A 19,497-nucleotide genomic window follows, 5' to 3' on the forward strand; every position below is an offset into this window, starting at 1 on the left:
TTTATTTTCTTACATGAATTTACTGACTCTCTCCAATTTTATTTTTACCTCTTTTTAGAGTTTAATATCTCTTTATATCTTTCTACTACTTTATTAACAATCTTTTCCCATGGCTTATAAAGGGTTTTTTGAGCATTTTCACCAACAGATTTTAATCTTTTTCTGTCAGAGATTATTTGTGAAATTTTCTCAGCATAAATATATGGATCATTCTGGGATAAGAAGCCATTATACCCATCTATAATTTCTTCTGATATATTTGAATTCTCAATAACCAAGGAGGGGCATTTGATAGCTGAAGCCTCTTGAAGGACAATCGCAGAGGTATCATAGAGAGACGGGAATGTAAATAAATCAGCCCTTGCATAGTAAGCTTTTAAAAGTTCTCTGTCTAAGATTTTTCCGGTAAATATTATATTTTCTTGAAGATTAAGTTTATATGTTAGATCTTTAAAATATTTCTCATCCTTACCTGTCCCTATAAGAATGGCTTTAAAAGAATACCCCCTTTCTTTTAGTATTTTAAAGGATATTAATAATAGCTCTATATTTTTTTGCTTGATTATTTGTCCTACAAAAAGAAATAAAAATTCACCTTCTTTTAAATTATGAATTTTATTTATTTTTTCTCTATATTCTTGAGGATTTTCAGGAGGAATAAAATCAGTTCCATTAGGCATTATTTTTATATCTTTCTTGAAGCCATATGACCTTAAAGTTTCTGCAGTAGAACGATTTACTGTCCAAACCTCATCTACTTGGTTATAAAATTCTACTATTAATTTTACTGCTATTTCGCTTATAAGATCAGATTTTGTTGCGGATTTGAAATCATCATAATATTTTGTATGAAAGGTAGCTACTATAGGTATTTTTTTCTTTTTTGCTATATATAACCCTAAGACTCCTGTGGAAAAAGGAGAATGAGCATGTATTATATCAAAAGGAATTTTCTCAATTTTTTTCATTGCATTAATGTCTAAAAAAGGAATTCCAAGTCTATACGGGGGTCTAAATATGAGAGGTAATGAAAAGTACCTAATAACTTCAAATTCTTCATTATCTTTATATTTAGGGTATGCGGGGGTAATGACATAGGATATACCATATTTCTTGTTCATCCAATATGCATAGTTTTTTACTGTAATAGCCACTCCATCTATTACTGGAGGAAAGGAATCATTAAATAATCCTACTATCATAGTAAGATAGATTATAGCATTTAAAGTTCCTTTCTTTCAAAAGATATTATTCCTGATATTAATAAGATGAAAGAATATATGAGAGTGAAAATTATATTTTTTAATGCATCCTTCCATATTACACTTTTTAAAATCCATTCATTTTGTAAATAAGAGAGGAACATAGGATTGTACGGATCAATATTGGGGAATATGGAAAGAAGATTAAAAATAATAAATATTCCTAAGAAAATGCCTGCTGATTGGATAAAGTTGTTGCCTAAGGAGCTTGAGAAGATAATAATTGATAAAATAAAAAAGATGTAGATAAAATATAGCAACATAGCTGAGAGAGAATTTTGTATAGGAAATTTTGAAAAAAGAAAATAGGTGTAATAGGCACAAGCTATGAAGGAAATTGATAGAAAGGAGTAGGTTATTATTATTTGAAAAAGGAATTTAGAAAGTACCCATTTTTTTCTATCAATGCCTAAAGCAATAAAGATACTTGCTGTATTTTTATTTTTCTCTTCAGATATACATCCTATGAAAAGTAAAACTACAATAAGAAATACTATCTGATTTAAATTTTTGAAAAACTGCATAAAAGCATCTTTCCAAGTAGGAGGAGGTAGTTGTATTATAAAGCCTTGTATTTCTTGATTTTTGAAAAGATTTTCTATTATTTCTGGTGTAAATTTAGCAATTATGGGACTTGAAATTCCAAAGAATAGGAGGGAGAAGAGGAGAACATAAATTTTTCCTGTTTTTAAGAACTCTTTTAGTTCCTTTTTCATCAATTTCCAGATCATGATATCACCTCAAAGAATATGTCTTCAATAGTAGGTTCAAGAAATTCAAAATGTATTAATGAGAGGTTATTCTCAGAAACAATTTTGGGAATTTCTTTCTGTGCCATAGATATATTATTGATATTTAATAATAAGCTTTTATTGTGAGTTGTAATATTTATAACCCAAGGTTTATCTATAAGTTTTTCCAATAGTATATCTTTATTATCTACTTCAATAGTGATCAATCTTTTAGCATATCTCTTTTTTAGTTCCTCTACCTTCTCATTAAGAAGAAGTTTTCCATCCTTTATTATGGCTACACTATCACATATTTTTTCTACATCAGAGAGAATGTGGGTTGAAAAAAATATAGTTTTTCCGCCTTTTAGAGATTTAATTAGATCTAATATTTCCTTTCTGCCTTGAGGATCAAGGGCTGATGTAGGTTCATCTAATATTAAAAGTTTAGGATCATGGAGCAATGTTTGAGCAATACCAAGGCGTTGTTTCATACCTCTTGAAAATGTACCAATTCTTTTCTTCTCATTTTTCAAATCGACCAATTCTAATACTTCATCTACTCTTTTTTTATCTACTCCTAATATCTCGGCTAATATTTCCAAGTGTTCTTTAGCTGTAAAGTAATTGTAAAAGTTAGGAACATCTGGTAAAAATCCAATTTTTCTTAAATAATTATTACTTTTTAATATATTTTCTCCCATAATTATTGCGTAACCATAAGTCGGTTTTGCCAGATTTAATAACAGTCTTATAGTGGTTGTTTTTCCTGCACCATTTGGTCCTAAGTATCCAAAGATAATTCCATACGGCACTTCTAAATTAAGATTATCTAAGGCCTTTTTGTTTTTGTAATATTTACAAAGGTTAAAAGTTTCAATTATATTCATGATTTTCTCCCAAAGATAAAATATAAAATGGGTCCTAATGTACCAAAGGTCAAGATTATGATTATCCAAAGAATTTTATTTTCCCATCTTATTTCTTCTTTGTTTCTCTTTATTAAATCATTTAATGCTGTAAGCTGAAAGATTATCTGTGTAATAATGAGGGGTAATAATAGGGGTAAATTTTTAGTTAAAGATTCCATTTTAGCTTTTCTCCTTTCTTTCTAATTTCTGGTAAAGGATAAAGGAATAAAGAGTGGTACTTAAAACTATAAGAAGTATTGATAATATGAGAATTATTAAATTCATAAGTGGGGATAGAAAGCCTGCAAATATAATAAGTACTCCACCAATAATAAATATATATCCTCCAAATCTATGGGTTCTTCTCCATACCTCTTCATTGGATAAGGTCAAAGGGGTTCTTATTCCTACAAACCAATTTGGCTTTATTCTTGGCATATAGTTTCCTATGATTATGAAAAGAAGCCCAGCTAAGGTTGGTGTTATTTTAGGTATTAAATCCTTAGAACCTCCTAAGGTAACTATAATGATCGCCATCTGTAGTGTAAATAACAAAAAGATGTAGGCATATTTTATTATCTGATATACTTTTTCAAATTTTTGATAATTTTCCTTTTTGGGATCCAAATAAGGAAGTACTAAAAGTAATAAATAAAAACCAAGACTCATTAAAGGTATGCCAAAAAGCCCTTCGAATTTTGAGCCATATCTATCTATTTCTCCTTTAAAGTTCCAATGCATTGGGATTTTTTCAGGAAAATAAGGATAGAAAAAGATTCCAATAATAAACATAAGGATAATTAATATAATAATTGTTATATCCTTTTTTATAGAGCCTTTTAAACTATACATTTGTTTTTTTATCCTCCTTTTTGAAATTGTCCATAAACCACATAATAATCTCTTGAAATACAGTGGTATTTAGGGAATAGAAAATATATTTTCCTCTCTTTTCATCAGTAATGAGCTCTGCCTGTTTTAATATCTCTAAATGGTGGGAAATAGTAGACCATGATTTTTGAAATCTATCAGCAATCTCTCCTGCAGTCATGTCTCTTTCGGAGAGTATTTTTAATATCTCTCTTCTTGTCTCATCACTTAATGCCTTGAATAAAAGATCAAACCTCATACTTTAACATTTTTATTATTTAGATAAATATCTAAATGTATTTTAACATAAATCTTTTGAGTTGAAAAGGAAAGATAAAAAAAGAGGAGGACCTTAGTCCTCCCCACACGATGAAAGTTTTATATATTTAGATACTTATTGTTTTATGAAAAATTGTTCTGGGAATGCATTTAGAGGAGTGAAAAGAGGAGCATCGCTGATTAGATCTTCTGGTACATTTCTAAAATTATTTTTAACTATTACTAATTGTGGAAGAGCCCCAACAGTACCAATAATCCATATATTCTTCTTATGTAGACTTACAATCTGTCTAATAAGTTGATCTCTCTTTTTGGCGTCCATGGTTTGATTGACTTCATCCCATAAATCATATAGTTTCTTTATATCTCCTGTTGGTTCTTCTCCTTCTTTTCCTTTTGTCCAATACCATCTAGCATAAAGAGGTGCCCAAGGACCATCTGTTATAGTACCTAAAATTCTTCCAGGACTGAGAATGAAGTTAGAACATCTATCCATAACCCAGACTCCAATTTCTATATCTCCAGAGTTACAATTAGTGGTATATAAGCTTCTGTCTATTTGTTTAATTATAGTTTTTACTCCGATTGCTTCCCAGTAACTCTTTATTAATTCCATCACGTTAATATTGGCATTTCCAGGATATGTTGTAAAGCTTACTATTAATTCTATAGGTTTTCCATCTGGTCCTATTCTAAAGCCATCTTTTCCAACTTTAAGTCCCATAAGATAAAGTAATTTTCCTGCTCTTTGAGGATCGTATTGAGCATAGGCTTTTTCCCATCCTGGATCGTAATAGGATGCTCCTTTAGGTATTGCAGCCTGCATTGGAGTTCCAAGTCCTAAATAAAGGATTTTGTTTATTTCATCCCTGTTTATAGCAAGGGATAAGGCTTGTCTGAATCTTACATCTTGGAATAGTTTTCTCTTTACAGGATCTTTTACATTTTGATTTAGGTATATAGCTGGATCAGCACCCACAGCTGATCTCCAACGAATTATTCTGTAATTTCCCTTATCCTTATTCTGCATGAATAGAGTATAATTAGAAAGTCTTATATGTCTATCCATCATGTCAAGTTCGCCTGCTACTGCTTTCATGTTTACCATTTCAGCATCACTGACTAAATAATGTGCTATACGATCTATATATGGTAATTGATTTCCTTGAGGATCTACAGCAAAGTAGTATGGATTTCTTTCCATGATAAATACTGGGTCATTAGTGGATTTGCTCACTACTTTCCATGGGGATGTCATTGGAAGATCAGGGTTTTGTAACCAGTCAGCCTTGAATTTGAAAAGATCATACCATTTATTGAAACCACTAGCTTTTACAAGCTTATCCAATTCATCTTGAGATGTATATTTAGGATGGAATTGTTTTAAATAATGCTTAGGAGCATAGTATGAAAGAGAGCCATAAGTATTGTCAATATACCATCCTTGAGCAGGAATATCATAAATGAATAAGGGTTTAGACTCTGGAAATATAATTCTAAAAGTATATGTATCTATTTTTTCAAACTTTGCAATCTCTCCCTTGGAGGATGTAAATTGGGCTGGCATAGTTGGTGTTAATTCTTTATTGCAAATAATATCCTCATACCAGAATATTACATCATCGGTTGTAAATGGGGTACCATCGGACCATTTAATTCCTTCTCTTATATGGAAAGTATATATTCTCCCATCAGGAGATATGGTATATTTGTCTACAAGCCATGGCAACACTTTTTTACCATCAGAGCTAAATCTTAATAGGTTTGCAGCTGATATTGATAATCTTGCTATTCCCCATCTATCTCCAGGTCCAAGCCATGCTCTTCTCCATGTTCCTCCATATTGCCCAATTTCCTCGTAAGGCTTTATTACTACAGGATTTTTGGGGAGTCTTTGTTCTACAGGTGGAATTTTTCCTTGTTTTACAAGAGATTCAAGCATGGGTGATTCCTTGTATTTTTTCTGGGCAAGAAGCCCATTACTTAGTAAGGTTAACAGGATTAAAAGAAGTGCAATCCATTGAATTTTCCTCATAAATAAACCCCCCTTATTGAAATGCTTATACAAACGTTTTAATAATATTTTATACAAAAAATTTTTTTTGTCAAATTAATAAATAATCGTTAATCTATAATAAATAAAAAGTCTTAAGAGGAGGTTTAAAGATGGAAAAAAACGAATATGTTTCTACCCTTGTTGAACCAAAAGTTTGGCATATTTCGGATTATAGGAATGATAGCATGTACTTAATAGAGGGAGAAAAGGAAAGTGTACTTTTTGACACAGGTATGGGAGAAGGTGATCTTAGATTTTTTGTGGAAAATATTACTAAAAATCCATTAAAGGTTGTTGTATCTCATGCTCATTGGGACCATATTATGCAAATAGATCAATTTGATGAAGTTTACATGAATCATAAAGACTTCAAAATATTAGAGATTTTTGGCATGAATATAAAGACAGATAGGATTAAAAATATGAAAGATGGAGAACTCTTGGAATTAGGTGATAGAAAATTAGAGGTTATTGAAGTACCAGGACATACCCCGGGTTCAATTGTTTTATTAGATAAAGAAAATAAACTTCTTTTTAGTGGTGATGCTTTGGGAGCAGGGCATACCTGGTTACAGCTTTCGGGATGTTTGCCATTAACTTCATATCTTCAGAGTTTATATAAGTTACGTGAAAGAATTGATGAATTTGAGAAAATATATAATGGGCACCTTTCTCAATGTAATATGACGCCTTATTCCAGTGATTACCTTCTTGATTTGATAAAGGCAGTAGAAAAAGTTATATCAGGAGAGCTTAAGGGTGAACCATACCCCTATGGTAATTTTGGAGGCCTTTATGTTACTTATGGTAAAGCAACTCTTGTGTATAATCCAGATAACATAAGGTAAAATTAAAGAAGGATTGACTGTGGAAGAGTTTTGTTATAGAATTTCAGAAAAATGTTTATGCAAATGTTTTATTATTAAATAAGGGGGTAGTTTATGAAAAAGTTATTTATTTCATTAATCTTAATCACTTTAGGTCTCTTTTCTATGAATTCTGCGGTACAAAATACTAGTAAGATTTGTGCTCTTACCTTTGATGATGGACCTGATACAAAACTTACACCACGTGTACTTGATAGGCTAGAAAAATATGGGGTATCGGCAACCCTTTTTGTGGTAGGATTTAGGATAAATGATACTACAAAATCAGTAATTGATAAAGCCCTTTCCCTTGGTTGTGAATATGGGAATCATTCTTGGGACTATAATCCCCTTGATAAAGCTGATCCAAAAGAAATATTAGATAAAATTGCTCGTACAAATGAAGTAATAGAAAAATATACAGGTAAGAAACCGTTATTTTTTAGACCACCCAATTTGGCTATTAGTAAGACCATGTTTGATGTGATAGATATGCCTTTTGTAAGTGGAGTGATTGGATTTGATTGGTTTGGATGTGATAGAACTCCAGAGAATATAGCAAACAACGTCTTAAAAGGGGTAAGAGATGGGGCAATTATTCTTCTTCACGATGTACAGCCAGAACCCCATCCAACTCCAGAAGCCCTTGATATCATAATACCAGAACTTAAGAAGCAAGGGTATGAGTTTGTTACTTTAAGTGAATTATTTAAGAGGAAGGGTATAGATCCTAAAGATCCTAAGTATAAAAATAAACTTTGGGTTTATGTAGAACCATAAATGAAGGTGGGAGGATAAAATCCTCCCACCTGAGAAATTTTATTGAGATGCTAATTTGATATCTTTAAAATATACATTTCCAGTTGCTGGATTTTGTGTTTTTCCAAGCTCAAAGGATAGATTTGCTACAGGATAATCAGCATTGTAGGTAAATTGTAATTCAAAGGTTTGCCAATCATTGGTTAAATTGAAGCTTTGATTTGCATAAAGAGCATATGTTGTTGGATGGAGGAATTTTACATTTATGTCTCTTGCATTATCTGCCTTTGCTTGGAAGGTAAGTTTATAGGTTTTTCCTTTTGTAAGTCCTACCCATTGATTGAATTGTACATGCCAAGAATCCCAGCCGTAATTTTCCACATTTATAGTGACAATCTTATTAGTAGTATCAATATCTGCTGTTGCTGTACCTCCCATTCCATAAGGTGATCCATACCATAAGAACCAATCGTCAGGCCAATTTGTTTGATCATTGGTGAATGGGAAGCTAAAGTCACCGTTATTTATTTCTTCCATTGTTACACCTTTATATACCTTTATATAATCTACATACATTCTTTGTGGAAATACGGTAGTTTCATCTGGATATCCGGGCCAATATCCACCAACTGCCACGTTCATTATGATAAAGAAGGGATGGTCAAATACCCAGTTTCCATAAAGTTCTATCTCCGGTCTTGTTATGGTGAAGAATTTAGTTTCATCAACATACCAAGATATTCCAATTGGATCCCATTCTATAGCAAAGATATGAAAATCTTCAGAGAAGTCTCCTGAGGATAGTGTATAATTACTTCCTTTTCCACTTGCTCCAGAATATCCAGGACCATGTACTGTACCGTAAACTTTATTGGGTTCATGCCCTAAAAGTTCCATCACATCTATTTCTCCACAAGTAGGCCATCCGACTTGTGTAATGTCTTCTCCAAGCATCCAAAGGGCAGGCCATATTCCCTTTCCTTTTGGAAGCTTTGCTCTAAATTCAACTCTACCGAATTTGACATTGAATTTACCTTGAGTCTTCATTCTTGCAGATGTATAGTTATATGTACCATATTGATCAGAAGCAGTTTCTTTTCTCGCTTCTATTACTAAAACTCCATTTTCTACCCATGCATTTTCTTTCTTGTAGTATTCAAGCTCACCATTACCCCATCCAGGAATCCCATTGGCGTGTCCATTTCCAATTTCAAAGCTCCATAGATTTTCATCAAGGGAATCAAAGTTTTCTTCCCATTCTAATTTGTACCAATATTTTTGTCCTAATGCTGGTGGAGGAGCAGGAGGTTCAGCAGTGTCAATTTTGACAAGTCTTACATTATCAATATAAATTGTCCCATTATCTTGACCTAATTGAAATTCAAATCTTGCTCTCTCATCTGTATCATAAACCATCTTGAATTGAAAAGTGTAGGTTTGTTTTGTGGTAGTTATATTTATAGCATATCCCCCTGATTGGTCTACCTGTCCAGATGGACCTGGGTTATATGGTGTCCATCCTCTGTTTGCGTTTCCTCCCACTTTTACACCTATTCTTCTATTTTTGCTTGCCCATGCCTCAAAGCTTACCTCATATATTCCTAAGTATTCTATCTTTATTGGTGATTGTAGCACTTGTACTGACCAGGAATTTGGTCCTCCATTTGTTATTTCTACTTTTAATACTCCATTTTCTACTTTGCCATTTGCGGAAGCACCATCTCCTGTTCTAAATAACCATGTTCCTTGTGTATCAAAATTTCCATCTGGCAGTTCAGGGTAGGATTCAGATATATAGATTAGAGGTTTTGAGAAATCTCCATTTGATAAAAGATTTTCACCTTGAGGTTGGGCTTGTGCTTTTGGAGCACAGCCAGCTATTAATACCATTAAGAGAATACTTAAGGTGATTTTTAATAGATTCTTTTTCATACTTACTTCCCCCTAAATATTTCTTTTTGAAAGAAACTAAAAAGTAAACAGTTTATTTTATATTATTTAAATCATCTTAAAGGTCACCTCCCCATTTTTAGTTTCTCTTTGAAATTATATAATATTAAAAGAATTTTGTCAACTATACTTCCTTTTTCTTTATTTTCACAGCTGTACCATAAGCAAGTATTTCTGCAATACCTTGCATGATTTGAGTTGTACCAAATCTAACTCCAATTATTGCATCTGCATTAAGTCTTTTTGCTTCTTTTATCATTCTATCTATAGCTTGTTCTCTTGCTTCTCCAATTAATTTTGTATATTCTACCACTTCTCCACCTACAATATTTCGTAAACTTGCTAAAATATCTTTTCCTAAATGTCTTGCCCTTGCGGAACTTCCTTTAACAATTCCAAGTATTTCTGTGATCTCATATCCGGGAATAAAATCTATAGTGGTTATAATCATAATATACACCTCCTACCATTTAATATCTTTATATTTTTCTTCTTCGCCTTTACTTGTAAATTTATCTTTTAATACTTTTATAAATAGAAGTCCCATAGCTAAAATTACTAAAAGACCTATTATGCCAACAGGAAAAGCCATGATGAAACCTAAAATTATAGCTATTATCCATGCGAGAATTATGATTAAAAGAATGAGGTAGGAAATTTTTTCTAACATCTTTATACCCCCTATTTTATTTGGTGCGGATGGGGGGACTTGAACCCCCACGGGGCATTTCCCCACAAGATCCTGAATCTTGCGCGTCTGCCATTCCGCCACATCCGCAAAAAGTTTTATGATATTATATTTTATCATAAACCCTAAATGATTTTAATTAAGACCATGTAGAACGGCATGATTATAATACTTAGAAGGGTGGTATAGGTTATCATGACTACAGGAAATTCATAGTCTCCCCCATATATTCTTGAGACTATGGCAGAATTTACCATTACAGGCATGGCAGACATTATGACAAAAACATCTCTCATAAGTTTTGGAAGAGGAATAAAATAATTCAAAATTATTACTAATAAGGGTGTTACTATAAATCTTCCTGTGAATGTGATGATTGTATCTTTATCAAGATTAAATTTTTTAAAATCCATTTGATAAATAATAATACTTATGTAAAAGAGAGATAACGGAGTAGTAAGGTTTCCTATCATTTTAAAGCTATCAAAGATAAAAGGAGGTATTTTTAAATTGGAAAAGATAAGAATTACACCTATAAGAAATCCAAGAAAAGGGGGATTAAATACTCTTTTTAATGTTTCCATATAAAAAGTTCCTTTACCTATTTTTTCTTGAGTATCTAATATAATGCCATAAACACCTATAGTCCACCATATAGTTGTATTTGCCATATAGTAGAGAAGGGTATAAGGAGTAGCTATTTCTCCAAAAAGAGCCTGAGACATAGGAAGACCTATAAATATGGAATTAGAAAGAGAAAACATTCCTGCCAATAGTCCTCTTCTATATTTATTGGTTTTAAATATAAGGGCTAAGTTATATCCTATAATGTAAGAGATAATGATAGATAAAAATGGAATAATGAGTCCCTTAGCAGAATGGATTAAATCTTCTCTTTTAAAAAAAGTAGTAAGATTAACAATCATATTTAGTGGAAGTGATAAGTTCAAAACCAGTTTAGCGAAAAGGTCTGCAGTATTTATATCAAACCAGCCCTTTTTAGATAAGAAATATCCAACTATTAAGATTATGACTATTTCTAAAACTCCTTGTATTGCTGATAAAAATGTACTCATAGTCCTTCCTTTTTTCTTTTATTTTAAATAACTTATCACAGAAAAATTTTTAAATAAAGTGAAAATTTTCTAAGCAATTTTTAAGTTTTTTCTAATTTTTATCTAAGTTTGTACTTCTAAAATTATTTTCAATCTCAAGGGTAACCTTGAAAAAAATAAAAATGGAGGTGCAGTGTTATGAAGTTCAAAAGTTTAGTAATTTTAAGTTTGGTGATACTTAGTGTTTTCTCATTAGCTTATGCTTATGGGCCAAAGTTTGGTAGCTATTTGACTAATGTAAATGTTCAACTTATAAAGATATCTGGTACAGTAAGCAAAATTACAAATGCTCCAGCACTTACAGTAACGATAAAAACAGCATCTGGAGACAAAGAAGTAATTTTAGGTCCTGCTTGGCTGCAAATTGAGGATTTGAAAGTAGGAAGTAAAATAGAAGTTGAAAGTTTTGTATCTCTAGTTACTAATGTGTTTAAAGCAGTAAAAGTGACTGTTGATGGAAAAGAAGTACTAAATTTACAAAATTCTTCTTGGAATAATATTGTTAGAGGTGGTAGAAGAGGATTCCAAAATTATCAAAATTGTCCTTGTTTAAATCTTAAGACTAACTAATTAATTTTAGTATTAATAAGATATGGATGAGGAGGAAGTCAAAAATGGCTTCCTCCTTTTTTATTCTCCTAAATATTCTTTTACTAATGCTACATTCTTTTCTATAAGATCTGGTATGCTCAGCTTATAAGGACATCTTGTAGTACATATTCCGCATTTTGTACAATTTTGAGCTTTCAAATAAGCATCATAAAACCATCCCTGTCTTATAGTTGAATCTGGAAGTCTTCTTAAAAATGAATCCGCTCTTATAATTGTAGAAATGGGTATTCCTTGAGGACAAGGCTGACAATAATCGCATTTTCTACAGAATGTAGATCCTATTTCTCTTCTTGTTTTCTCAATTTCTTCCCATTCCTCATCAGTTAAAGGTGTAAGATCCATTGCTATCTTTACATCTTCTTCAAGTTCTTCTATAGATTCTATTCCGGGATCTGGCACCAAAAACTCCTTCTGGAGCACAAATTTTAATGATAAACTTGGATTAGGAAGGACTCCTCCCGCCATAGGTTTCATAGCGATTATTCCTATATCTCTTTCCAGAGCAAGAGGAAAAACCTTTTCTTCCGGTTCTGTTTCTATAAAGTTATAGCTAACCTGTATAATATCAAATTTATCTGTAATAATTAATTCTGCCAATATATCATTACTGTGGCTGGATACTGCTATAAAATCTATAAGACCTTCCTCCTTGGCTTTTAAAAGTCCAAAATATGCACCATCAGGTTTAAAAATTTTTTCAAAGGTATCTCTATCATTGACACCATGAATATGATAGATATCAATTTTATCAACACCTAAATTTTTAAGACTTATTTTTACATCCTCATATACTCCATCTTTAGTTCTATTTGCAGATTTTGATGATAAGTATACTTTTTTATCAACATCTTTTAAGGCTTTTCCAATTTTAATCTCACTATCTGTATATCCTCTTGCAGTATCAATTAAATTAATTCCAAGTTCTATGGCTCTTTTTACAATTTTCACTGCATTTTCTTCATTTACTCTCTGGATAGGTATTCCTCCAAAGGCTATAGGAAAAACCTCAATATTTGTCCTTCCAAGTCTTCTGCGCTTCATTTTACCAAGTCCTCCTTCTTTTTTACTTTGATGTTATTTTTTCTTTCTTAAACTCTCTTTCTAAGGATAAAAGAAGACTCTCGTAAGATTCAATCTTAAAATTAAGTTTATCTATTGCCTTTTGAATTGCCTCAAGATTTGCTATAAGCTTTTCTCTTTGCTCTATCAAGATTTTCTTTCTTGCTTCTATAGTAGAATCACCTTCTTGAAGAAGCTTCACATATTTTACCAATGCTTCTATTTCTACACCTGCACTTCTCATACATTTAATAAGTTCAATTAATTTGCAGTCTGCTTCTGTATATTCTCTAACTCCATTTTTATTACGTTTTACACGAGGAATTAATCCTATCTTCTCGTAGTATCTTAATGTATCTTTAGAAATTCCATATTTTTCACTTACTTCTTTTATCTTCATAAAAAATCCCTCCCAACTTTATTTTAATAATCCAATCTTTTTAAGCCATTCTACAACTTTATTTTCTAAATCCCTTGATTCACCACCATATATAGAAAAACAATTTAAAATTTTTGCATTATTGCAAAGCTTTGTTATATCTTCTACAATTCTTCCCCTTCCACCCCCACCATGAGTACAAAAAGGTATAATAGTTTTTTCTGAGAAATTATATTGAGATAAAAAAGTCGCAATAGGAGGTGCTATACTACTCCACCAATTAGGTGTACCTACAAATATAATATCATAATCATCTATATTATCAATTTTGTTTTTTATAGGAGGTTTATATCCTTCTCTGATTTCTTTTTTAGCCTGTTGAACTGTATCATTGTAAGACTTTGGATAAGGTTTTTCAGGGAGTATCTCAATTATGGTTCCATCCACATATTTATGTATGATTTCAGCTATCTTACGAGTATTTCCAGACCAGCTATAATATACAATAAGAACTTTTTGATTCATATTTTCACTTCTCCTTTTTAAATTTGATTTAATTATAAACCTTAGAGCAAACTCTAAGTAAAGAAGAATGATATAAAAAATAAAACCCTCCCCTTTTTTTAGGGGAGGGTTTTAAAAGATTTTCAGTAAAATAGTATTTTATGATTCCTTTATTAGTTTTCTTATAGCCTCGAGGGCTTGTTCTGTGTTCATATTTCTTATATCTACTCCTACATGTTTTGTTCTATCAAACCCTGCTCTTTCAAAAGCATCTCTAAACATTTTTGTTTGCATCTTTGGATCGCAACCTGCTACATAAAGTTTTTCAATATTCCCATTACTTTTAGCAAGAGTAGATAGAAAATTGTCTCCATCATCTGCACAAAGTTGAGGATGTATGGCTACAAAGTCAACAAGTCCCTCTCTTCTTATAGTATTAAGAATTTCAAAAATGTTCATATTTTGGAAGGATGGACAAGTACCTTGACATACACAAAGAAGTAATCCTTTCATATTATTTCACCTCCATCAAGCATGATTTTTACTTTATCACCTACAAAGCTAATAGCTCCAACTGGACAGGCTCCTTTTAAACAGCCTTTGCAAAAGTCTACGCACTCTTCGGGATGTACTACATATGGTTTTCCATCTTTTTCTTCATACACCCCATGAGGACAGAAATTTACACAAGCAAGACATCCAATACATTTTTCATAATTAATTACAGGATACCAAGTTTTGGACATACCTCTTTACCTCCCTTTTATCTTATTACTGATTTCTTTAAAACCTCTTGAGTAATTTTATTTGCTATTCTTTCTACATCCTCATCGTCGAAATCTAATGTGGGTACTTTCTCTATACCTTCTTTGGCAATAGTTATTTCATAGGTAGGCTCTATACCATTGTTTCTTATAATTTTCGACGCACATTCTAATTGACATCCATTTATTACTATTAGTTTTCTTGCTTTCTTGGCTATATCCACATGTATTTTTGAACCAGCAGCAATAGCTGATAAACAACACATCCTTGCATTTTCATGCTCCTTAGTTAGTTTAATTGCTACCTCGTTTCCTATTTGACCTACGGAGGATGCACCATCGCAAGTTACAATAATATCAAGATTATCAGCTTCTGAAACACAATGTGGTAAAATTTGCCATCTATTTTTAGGCATAATACTGTCCCTCCTTTTAATTATTTTTTCTGGTACATTTTGTAGCTTATTTTTCCTAAGATCCGTGCCACCAACAAGTACAGATTTTCTTCATTTTATTTCACTTCCTTAGCTATTTCTAACCAACGGGGATCATTAACTCCTATTACACATTTATTTTCTTGTCTTAAAGAAACTCTCAATTTTAGAAGTTCCGTATTTCTTAATAAAAAAGAATCAGGAATACTTAATATAGCCTTATATATATTTTTCATGAATTCATCTTCTGCCTCTTTTACAGAATATAAAACTCCTCTTCCAATTCTCTTTTCCTTAACTAAACCTTCTCTTTTAAGTTCATTCAAATATTTAGAAATGTTGTAATGGGATTCTTCAAGGGCATCTGCTATTTCACAAACATAATATTCTTTACCCATCTTTAAAAGAAGGGTAAACACCTTTAGCCTTTTATTATCAGAAAGGACCTTAAAAATTCTTTCGTATCTTTCCATAAGAGAAATTCACCTTATTTAGTTTCAATAAAGAAGTCATCATTATAGTCAATAATTGCTTCAGATAGATCTTCATATAAAGCTGGATCTATGAAAATCTTTAAGCCATCTATTTCTATCTCTTTATATTCCATCTCTCCTTTCTCTATAATTTCAAGTCTATAAAATCCTCCACAGCAAGAAGACCTAGAAAAATATTCTTATCCCAGCACTTTCTTTGTTATTTTCAGCAAGGATTCTTTTAAACTCTTCAATAGCCCTATCAGTTATATTTATCATTGTTTCACCTCCTTAATTTTCCCATTTGCCCATATTAGCATATGAAAAATTAAAATGCAAGTTAAGATTATTTAAAAATAAATGGGAGTTACTTTTATAAAATTTCTTTTAGGTATTCTTTAGCTTCTACTAAGGAATTGAAAACCTTGTAGGCAATATTCATAATCTCTTCTTTAGGACGCTTAAAATCCAATACTAAAAAAGAAATCATATTGGCTCTGTATGCCCCCAAAATGCCATTTTCTGAATCTTCTAAAACTATACATTCAGAAGGATTTACATTAAGTTTTTTAGCAACCTCTAGAAAGATATCAGGCTCTGGTTTACTTTTTGTTATCTCATCACCACAAACTATGGTGTCAAATTTTTCTATAATCCCTGCTTTTTTCAGTAGATAAAAAGCTTTATCCTTTTCGGTAGATGTGGCAATACCTTTTGGAATTTTTCTTTCTTCTAATAAAGATATTAATTCAAATAGTCCCTCTTTAATTGGTACACCATTATTTTCTATGTGGTCTTGAGTTAATGCTAAAACTTTTTGATAGATATCTGCGAAAGGTAGATCATTGCCATAATATTTTTTAAGGATTTTTTCTGTTTCTCTAATATTTACTCCTATAGTCTCTTTATAAATTTCTTCTGTTAGATCATATCCGTAGTTATTTAAAACAATTTTCCAAAATTGATAGTACAATCTTTCTGTGTCAAAAATTATTCCATCCATATCAAAAATAACTGCTGAAATCTTCATCTTTTCATCTCCTTTTTTACAGTAAAATAAAACATATATATATTTTATTTCCAATTTTTTAAAATTATGTTTAAAGAAGGATGATTTTAATGGTGAAGGATTATATATCTCAGAGTACAAAGAGTCTAATAATGGAAGAAAGAGAAGATCGTTATAAATATCTTGGTAAGGTGGTTATTGATATAGGAGATCTCGGACTCGATTCTATAGCAGAATTTTATGGGATTGTCCATGCAGTATGGGATGATTGGAAGGATGGAGGAATAGATACAAAGACAGCTCTAAGAAGACTTTCCTTATTAAAACTTTTGAGTTTTAAGGGTAAGAATAAAAAGATTCAAGATATAGATGATGAAGTTTTAGAAGAAGTTAGAAATTTTATAGATTATGTAAGGCAAGTAATTAAAAATGAGGGAAAAATAAGAGTTTTTAAGAATCCTTTCTTATTTAGTTGACAGGATAAATATTTGATATATAATATATCAAATAAAAGATAACAGTGGTTTAATGGTTAATTGAGAATGAAAAGGATTGTTAAGGAAAGCATAGGGGAGCAAATTTATAGTATATTAAAAGAAGAAATTTTGCTTGCAAAGAGAAAGCCAGGGGAGCAAATTAATCTTCGTAAATTAGCAGAAGAACTTGGGGCAAGTATAATGCCAGTTAGAGATGCTCTAAAACAACTTGTGGACGAGGGTCTTGTAATAAGAAAGCCGAGGGTTGGTTTTTTTATTCGTAATTTTACTAAACAGGAAGTTGAAGAGATTATGGAGATGCGGAAGTTATATGAGTTATATTGTTTAAATAAATACTTTGACAAAATTGATAGAGGGAAATTAAAAATACTTTTAGAAAAATCCTTGGATGAGAAGGACATTAATCAAAAAACAAAAGAATTTGATGAGCTTGACGAAAACATACATGATCTTCTTATTAAGGTTTCTGATAATTTTTATCTTATAAATAGCTATAACAATATTAAGAACCTAATTATCATATTAAGACACTTAATAGAGGATGAAGTTAGTTTAGCAAGAGAAGAACATACACTTCTTATTAGGGCCATATTAGAAGGAAATAAAGAAAGGGCAATAGAAATATTAGAAAATCATATAGATAGGGTAACTAATGCAATAATAAAGTTATTCTAAAATTTTTAAATTATCTGTTATATCAGATATCAAAAATTTAATAAATTTTTAAAGGAGGTGAGATGAAAATAACAAAGCTTTCTAAAAGTTTTATTAAAAGGGGGAGTTAAAAGTGAAGAGATTTGTTTTGATAATTTTATTCCTACTTTTGCTTTTAAGCTTATCAGTTTATAGTGCTGAAGAGGTATATCCAACAAAGGAGGTTACTGTTATAGTTCCTTGGTCGGCAGGAGGGGCAACAGATCTTCTTTTTAGAGCAATTGCCAAATACTTCCCCAAATATGCCAATGGTCAACAATTGTTAGTCAAAAATGTACCTGGTGGTGGTGCGGCTATAGGTTATGGTGAAGGAGCAAAAGCAAAACCTGATGGCTACACATTGGTTGCAGCTGCAAATCCAATGGTTACAAGAGCTCTTATGGGACCTGCTCCTTATGATCCTTTAAAGAGTTTTGAGCCTGTATGTCTTCTTGTATATAATCCTTGTTATCTTCTTGTAAATACTAGGACAAAGAGATGGAAAAACTTAAATGAATTTATGCAAGAGGCAAAGAGAAATCCAGGCGTAATAACCGTTGGAAATGGAGGTGCAGGTGGGGGAACACATTTGGTAGCTTTAAAGTTTGAGAACAAATTCAGAGTTAAATTTAATCATGTTCCTTTTTCTGGAGGAGCTCCTGCAGTTACTGCCCTTTTGGGAGGTCATATAGATTCATATATAGGATCTGCCCCCGAAGGGCTTCCAAATGTAGATTCTGGAGAATTGGAAATTTTGACAATTTTTTCAGAGAAAAGACTTAAGAATTATCCACAGTTCCCAACTGCAAAAGAACAAGGATATGATTTTACAGATGCAATGTGGAGAGGGGTTGTGGTTCCAAAGGGAACATCACCAAGAATAGTTAATAGGATAGCTGAGATAATGAAGGCAATTTTAAATGATCCAGAATTCCAAAAGGATGCTGATAAGATGAGTCAAGAATTGACCTATTTAGATCCATTAGGGTTTAGAAAGCTTATTATTACTGAATATGCGAACTACAAGACTGTTATAGAAAAATATAATTTAGGGGATTTCTATAAATAATCAAAATGCCCCCGAAAGGGGGCATTTTGGGAGGAGGTAATTTATGTTAAAGAAAATTGATTCAATTATTGGAGTTTTTTTAATCTTGTTATCTATGTTTTTATTAAGAGAAGCTATGAGCTTTCCAAAAAGTCATATAGGTTTAAGCCCAGGTAGTTTTCCTACTTTTGCTCTTGTTGGAATTATCATTTTAAGTTTAGCTTTAATAGTGAGGGACTTTGTAAACGGTGGCTCTAAAATATTTGTAAGATTTACGAAAAAGGAATTAAAAATATTATTATTTTCTCTTGGTTCCTTTTTAATTTTTATTCTAACATTAAATTATTTGGGCTTCTTATATTCATTGATTAATCTGATTTTTCTAATATCTCTACTTGCTGGTTACAAGCCCTGGTATAAAGCTTTATTATTTTCAGTTATTATTTGCTTAGTTTCTTATTATATTTTTTCACGTATATTCTTAGTGTCTTTTTTAAGACCTTCTCTTCCTATTCCTTTTCCTTTTTGAAAGGAGGAA

Annotated in this window: 26 protein-coding genes and 1 tRNA gene; 7 read left to right on the forward strand and 20 right to left on the reverse strand. The window is 31.5% G+C overall.

Annotated elements, in window-relative coordinates:
* Positions 1–44 precede the first annotated feature (44 nt).
* The 7 genes from ACY3JO_RS02775 to ACY3JO_RS02805 form a co-directional block, all read right to left on the reverse strand.
* Positions 45–1,202: a glycosyltransferase gene (locus ACY3JO_RS02775; RefSeq protein WP_463085299.1), complete on the reverse strand. Its 1,158-nt coding sequence runs from the start codon at positions 1,200–1,202 to the stop codon at positions 45–47.
* 20 nt (positions 1,203–1,222) lie between these two features.
* The gene (locus ACY3JO_RS02780) at positions 1,223–1,993 is read right to left on the reverse strand and encodes an ABC transporter permease subunit (protein ID WP_463085300.1); all 771 of its coding nucleotides are present in this window, start codon (positions 1,991–1,993) and stop codon (positions 1,223–1,225) included.
* Positions 1,990–2,883, reverse strand: coding sequence for an ABC transporter ATP-binding protein (locus ACY3JO_RS02785; protein ID WP_463085301.1), 894 nt, complete (start codon positions 2,881–2,883; stop codon positions 1,990–1,992). The genes ACY3JO_RS02780 and ACY3JO_RS02785 overlap by 4 nt, the downstream gene beginning before the upstream one ends.
* Positions 2,880–3,083 carry a PLD nuclease N-terminal domain-containing protein gene (locus ACY3JO_RS02790; RefSeq protein ID WP_463085302.1) on the reverse strand — a complete coding sequence of 68 codons (204 nt, stop codon included), beginning with the start codon at positions 3,081–3,083 and terminating at the stop codon, positions 2,880–2,882. The genes ACY3JO_RS02785 and ACY3JO_RS02790 overlap by 4 nt, the downstream gene beginning before the upstream one ends.
* A gap of 1 nt (position 3,084) precedes the next feature.
* The gene (locus ACY3JO_RS02795; RefSeq protein ID WP_463085303.1) at positions 3,085–3,756 is read right to left on the reverse strand and encodes an SdpI family protein; all 672 of its coding nucleotides are present in this window, start codon (positions 3,754–3,756) and stop codon (positions 3,085–3,087) included.
* On the reverse strand, positions 3,749–4,033 hold the full coding sequence (locus ACY3JO_RS02800; RefSeq protein ID WP_463085304.1) for an autorepressor SdpR family transcription factor: 285 nt from the start codon (positions 4,031–4,033) through the stop codon (positions 3,749–3,751). The genes ACY3JO_RS02795 and ACY3JO_RS02800 overlap by 8 nt, the downstream gene beginning before the upstream one ends.
* A gap of 135 nt (positions 4,034–4,168) precedes the next feature.
* Positions 4,169–6,088 carry an ABC transporter substrate-binding protein gene (locus ACY3JO_RS02805; protein ID WP_463085305.1) on the reverse strand — a complete coding sequence of 640 codons (1,920 nt, stop codon included), beginning with the start codon at positions 6,086–6,088 and terminating at the stop codon, positions 4,169–4,171.
* A 131-nt stretch (positions 6,089–6,219) separates the two neighbouring features.
* On the opposite strand from ACY3JO_RS02805, the gene ACY3JO_RS02810 reads away from it, so the two are divergent.
* Positions 6,220–6,957 (forward strand): MBL fold metallo-hydrolase, encoded by a 738-nt coding sequence (locus ACY3JO_RS02810; RefSeq protein ID WP_463085306.1) that lies wholly within the window; start codon positions 6,220–6,222, stop codon positions 6,955–6,957.
* Positions 6,958–7,050: 93 nt separating this feature from the next.
* A complete protein-coding gene (locus ACY3JO_RS02815; RefSeq protein WP_463085307.1) occupies positions 7,051–7,755 on the forward strand; it encodes a polysaccharide deacetylase family protein in 705 nt (234 codons plus the stop codon).
* Between the two features lie 39 nt (positions 7,756–7,794).
* Here the strand turns inward: ACY3JO_RS02815 and ACY3JO_RS02820 are convergent, their stop codons facing one another.
* From ACY3JO_RS02820 to ACY3JO_RS02840, 5 genes are all read right to left on the reverse strand, one after another.
* Positions 7,795–9,666 (reverse strand): carbohydrate binding domain-containing protein, encoded by a 1,872-nt coding sequence (locus ACY3JO_RS02820; RefSeq protein ID WP_463085308.1) that lies wholly within the window; start codon positions 9,664–9,666, stop codon positions 7,795–7,797.
* Between the two features lie 142 nt (positions 9,667–9,808).
* Entirely contained in the window at positions 9,809–10,135 is a 327-nt protein-coding gene (locus ACY3JO_RS02825) for a YbjQ family protein (RefSeq protein ID WP_463085309.1), read from the reverse strand.
* A 12-nt stretch (positions 10,136–10,147) separates the two neighbouring features.
* Positions 10,148–10,354 carry a hypothetical protein gene (locus ACY3JO_RS02830; protein ID WP_463085310.1) on the reverse strand — a complete coding sequence of 69 codons (207 nt, stop codon included), beginning with the start codon at positions 10,352–10,354 and terminating at the stop codon, positions 10,148–10,150.
* Between the two features lie 21 nt (positions 10,355–10,375).
* Positions 10,376–10,462: transfer RNA gene (locus ACY3JO_RS02835), tRNA-Leu, on the reverse strand.
* 35 nt (positions 10,463–10,497) lie between these two features.
* Positions 10,498–11,448: an AEC family transporter gene (locus ACY3JO_RS02840; protein ID WP_463085311.1), complete on the reverse strand. Its 951-nt coding sequence runs from the start codon at positions 11,446–11,448 to the stop codon at positions 10,498–10,500.
* 177 nt (positions 11,449–11,625) lie between these two features.
* Between ACY3JO_RS02840 and ACY3JO_RS02845 the strand changes: the two genes are divergently transcribed.
* Positions 11,626–12,057, forward strand: coding sequence for a hypothetical protein (locus ACY3JO_RS02845; protein WP_463085312.1), 432 nt, complete (start codon positions 11,626–11,628; stop codon positions 12,055–12,057).
* A gap of 60 nt (positions 12,058–12,117) precedes the next feature.
* Here the strand turns inward: ACY3JO_RS02845 and ACY3JO_RS02850 are convergent, their stop codons facing one another.
* From ACY3JO_RS02850 to ACY3JO_RS02885, 8 genes are all read right to left on the reverse strand, one after another.
* Positions 12,118–13,140 carry an aldo/keto reductase gene (locus ACY3JO_RS02850; protein WP_463085313.1) on the reverse strand — a complete coding sequence of 341 codons (1,023 nt, stop codon included), beginning with the start codon at positions 13,138–13,140 and terminating at the stop codon, positions 12,118–12,120.
* A gap of 22 nt (positions 13,141–13,162) precedes the next feature.
* On the reverse strand, positions 13,163–13,558 hold the full coding sequence (locus ACY3JO_RS02855; protein ID WP_463085314.1) for a MerR family transcriptional regulator: 396 nt from the start codon (positions 13,556–13,558) through the stop codon (positions 13,163–13,165).
* Between the two features lie 18 nt (positions 13,559–13,576).
* Complete coding sequence (locus tag ACY3JO_RS02860; protein ID WP_463085315.1) at positions 13,577–14,062, reverse strand: flavodoxin; 486 nt, start codon at positions 14,060–14,062, stop codon at positions 13,577–13,579.
* Between the two features lie 138 nt (positions 14,063–14,200).
* Entirely contained in the window at positions 14,201–14,554 is a 354-nt protein-coding gene (locus ACY3JO_RS02865; RefSeq protein WP_463085316.1) for a heterodisulfide reductase subunit A-like protein, read from the reverse strand.
* Positions 14,551–14,787 (reverse strand): 4Fe-4S dicluster domain-containing protein, encoded by a 237-nt coding sequence (locus ACY3JO_RS02870; RefSeq protein WP_463085317.1) that lies wholly within the window; start codon positions 14,785–14,787, stop codon positions 14,551–14,553. Before ACY3JO_RS02870 ends, ACY3JO_RS02865 begins: the two co-directional genes overlap by 4 nt.
* Before the next feature lie 17 nt (positions 14,788–14,804).
* Complete coding sequence (locus ACY3JO_RS02875) at positions 14,805–15,221, reverse strand: putative zinc-binding protein (protein ID WP_463085318.1); 417 nt, start codon at positions 15,219–15,221, stop codon at positions 14,805–14,807.
* Positions 15,222–15,316: 95 nt separating this feature from the next.
* Positions 15,317–15,712, reverse strand: coding sequence for an ArsR/SmtB family transcription factor (locus tag ACY3JO_RS02880; RefSeq protein WP_463085319.1), 396 nt, complete (start codon positions 15,710–15,712; stop codon positions 15,317–15,319).
* A 373-nt stretch (positions 15,713–16,085) separates the two neighbouring features.
* Entirely contained in the window at positions 16,086–16,742 is a 657-nt protein-coding gene (locus ACY3JO_RS02885) for an HAD family hydrolase (protein WP_463085320.1), read from the reverse strand.
* A gap of 89 nt (positions 16,743–16,831) precedes the next feature.
* Between ACY3JO_RS02885 and ACY3JO_RS02890 the strand changes: the two genes are divergently transcribed.
* The 4 genes from ACY3JO_RS02890 to ACY3JO_RS02905 all read left to right on the forward strand — a co-directional run bounded on the left by ACY3JO_RS02890 (position 16,832) and on the right by ACY3JO_RS02905 (position 19,488).
* The gene (locus ACY3JO_RS02890) at positions 16,832–17,197 is read left to right on the forward strand and encodes a hypothetical protein (protein WP_463085321.1); all 366 of its coding nucleotides are present in this window, start codon (positions 16,832–16,834) and stop codon (positions 17,195–17,197) included.
* Positions 17,198–17,263: 66 nt separating this feature from the next.
* Positions 17,264–17,893 carry a GntR family transcriptional regulator gene (locus ACY3JO_RS02895; RefSeq protein ID WP_463085322.1) on the forward strand — a complete coding sequence of 210 codons (630 nt, stop codon included), beginning with the start codon at positions 17,264–17,266 and terminating at the stop codon, positions 17,891–17,893.
* 112 nt (positions 17,894–18,005) lie between these two features.
* On the forward strand, positions 18,006–18,980 hold the full coding sequence (locus ACY3JO_RS02900; RefSeq protein WP_463085323.1) for a tripartite tricarboxylate transporter substrate binding protein: 975 nt from the start codon (positions 18,006–18,008) through the stop codon (positions 18,978–18,980).
* 43 nt (positions 18,981–19,023) lie between these two features.
* The gene (locus ACY3JO_RS02905) at positions 19,024–19,488 is read left to right on the forward strand and encodes a tripartite tricarboxylate transporter TctB family protein (RefSeq protein ID WP_463085324.1); all 465 of its coding nucleotides are present in this window, start codon (positions 19,024–19,026) and stop codon (positions 19,486–19,488) included.
* Positions 19,489–19,497 lie beyond the last annotated feature (9 nt).

It is taken from the genome of Dictyoglomus sp. LHC4 (assembly GCF_055181355.1).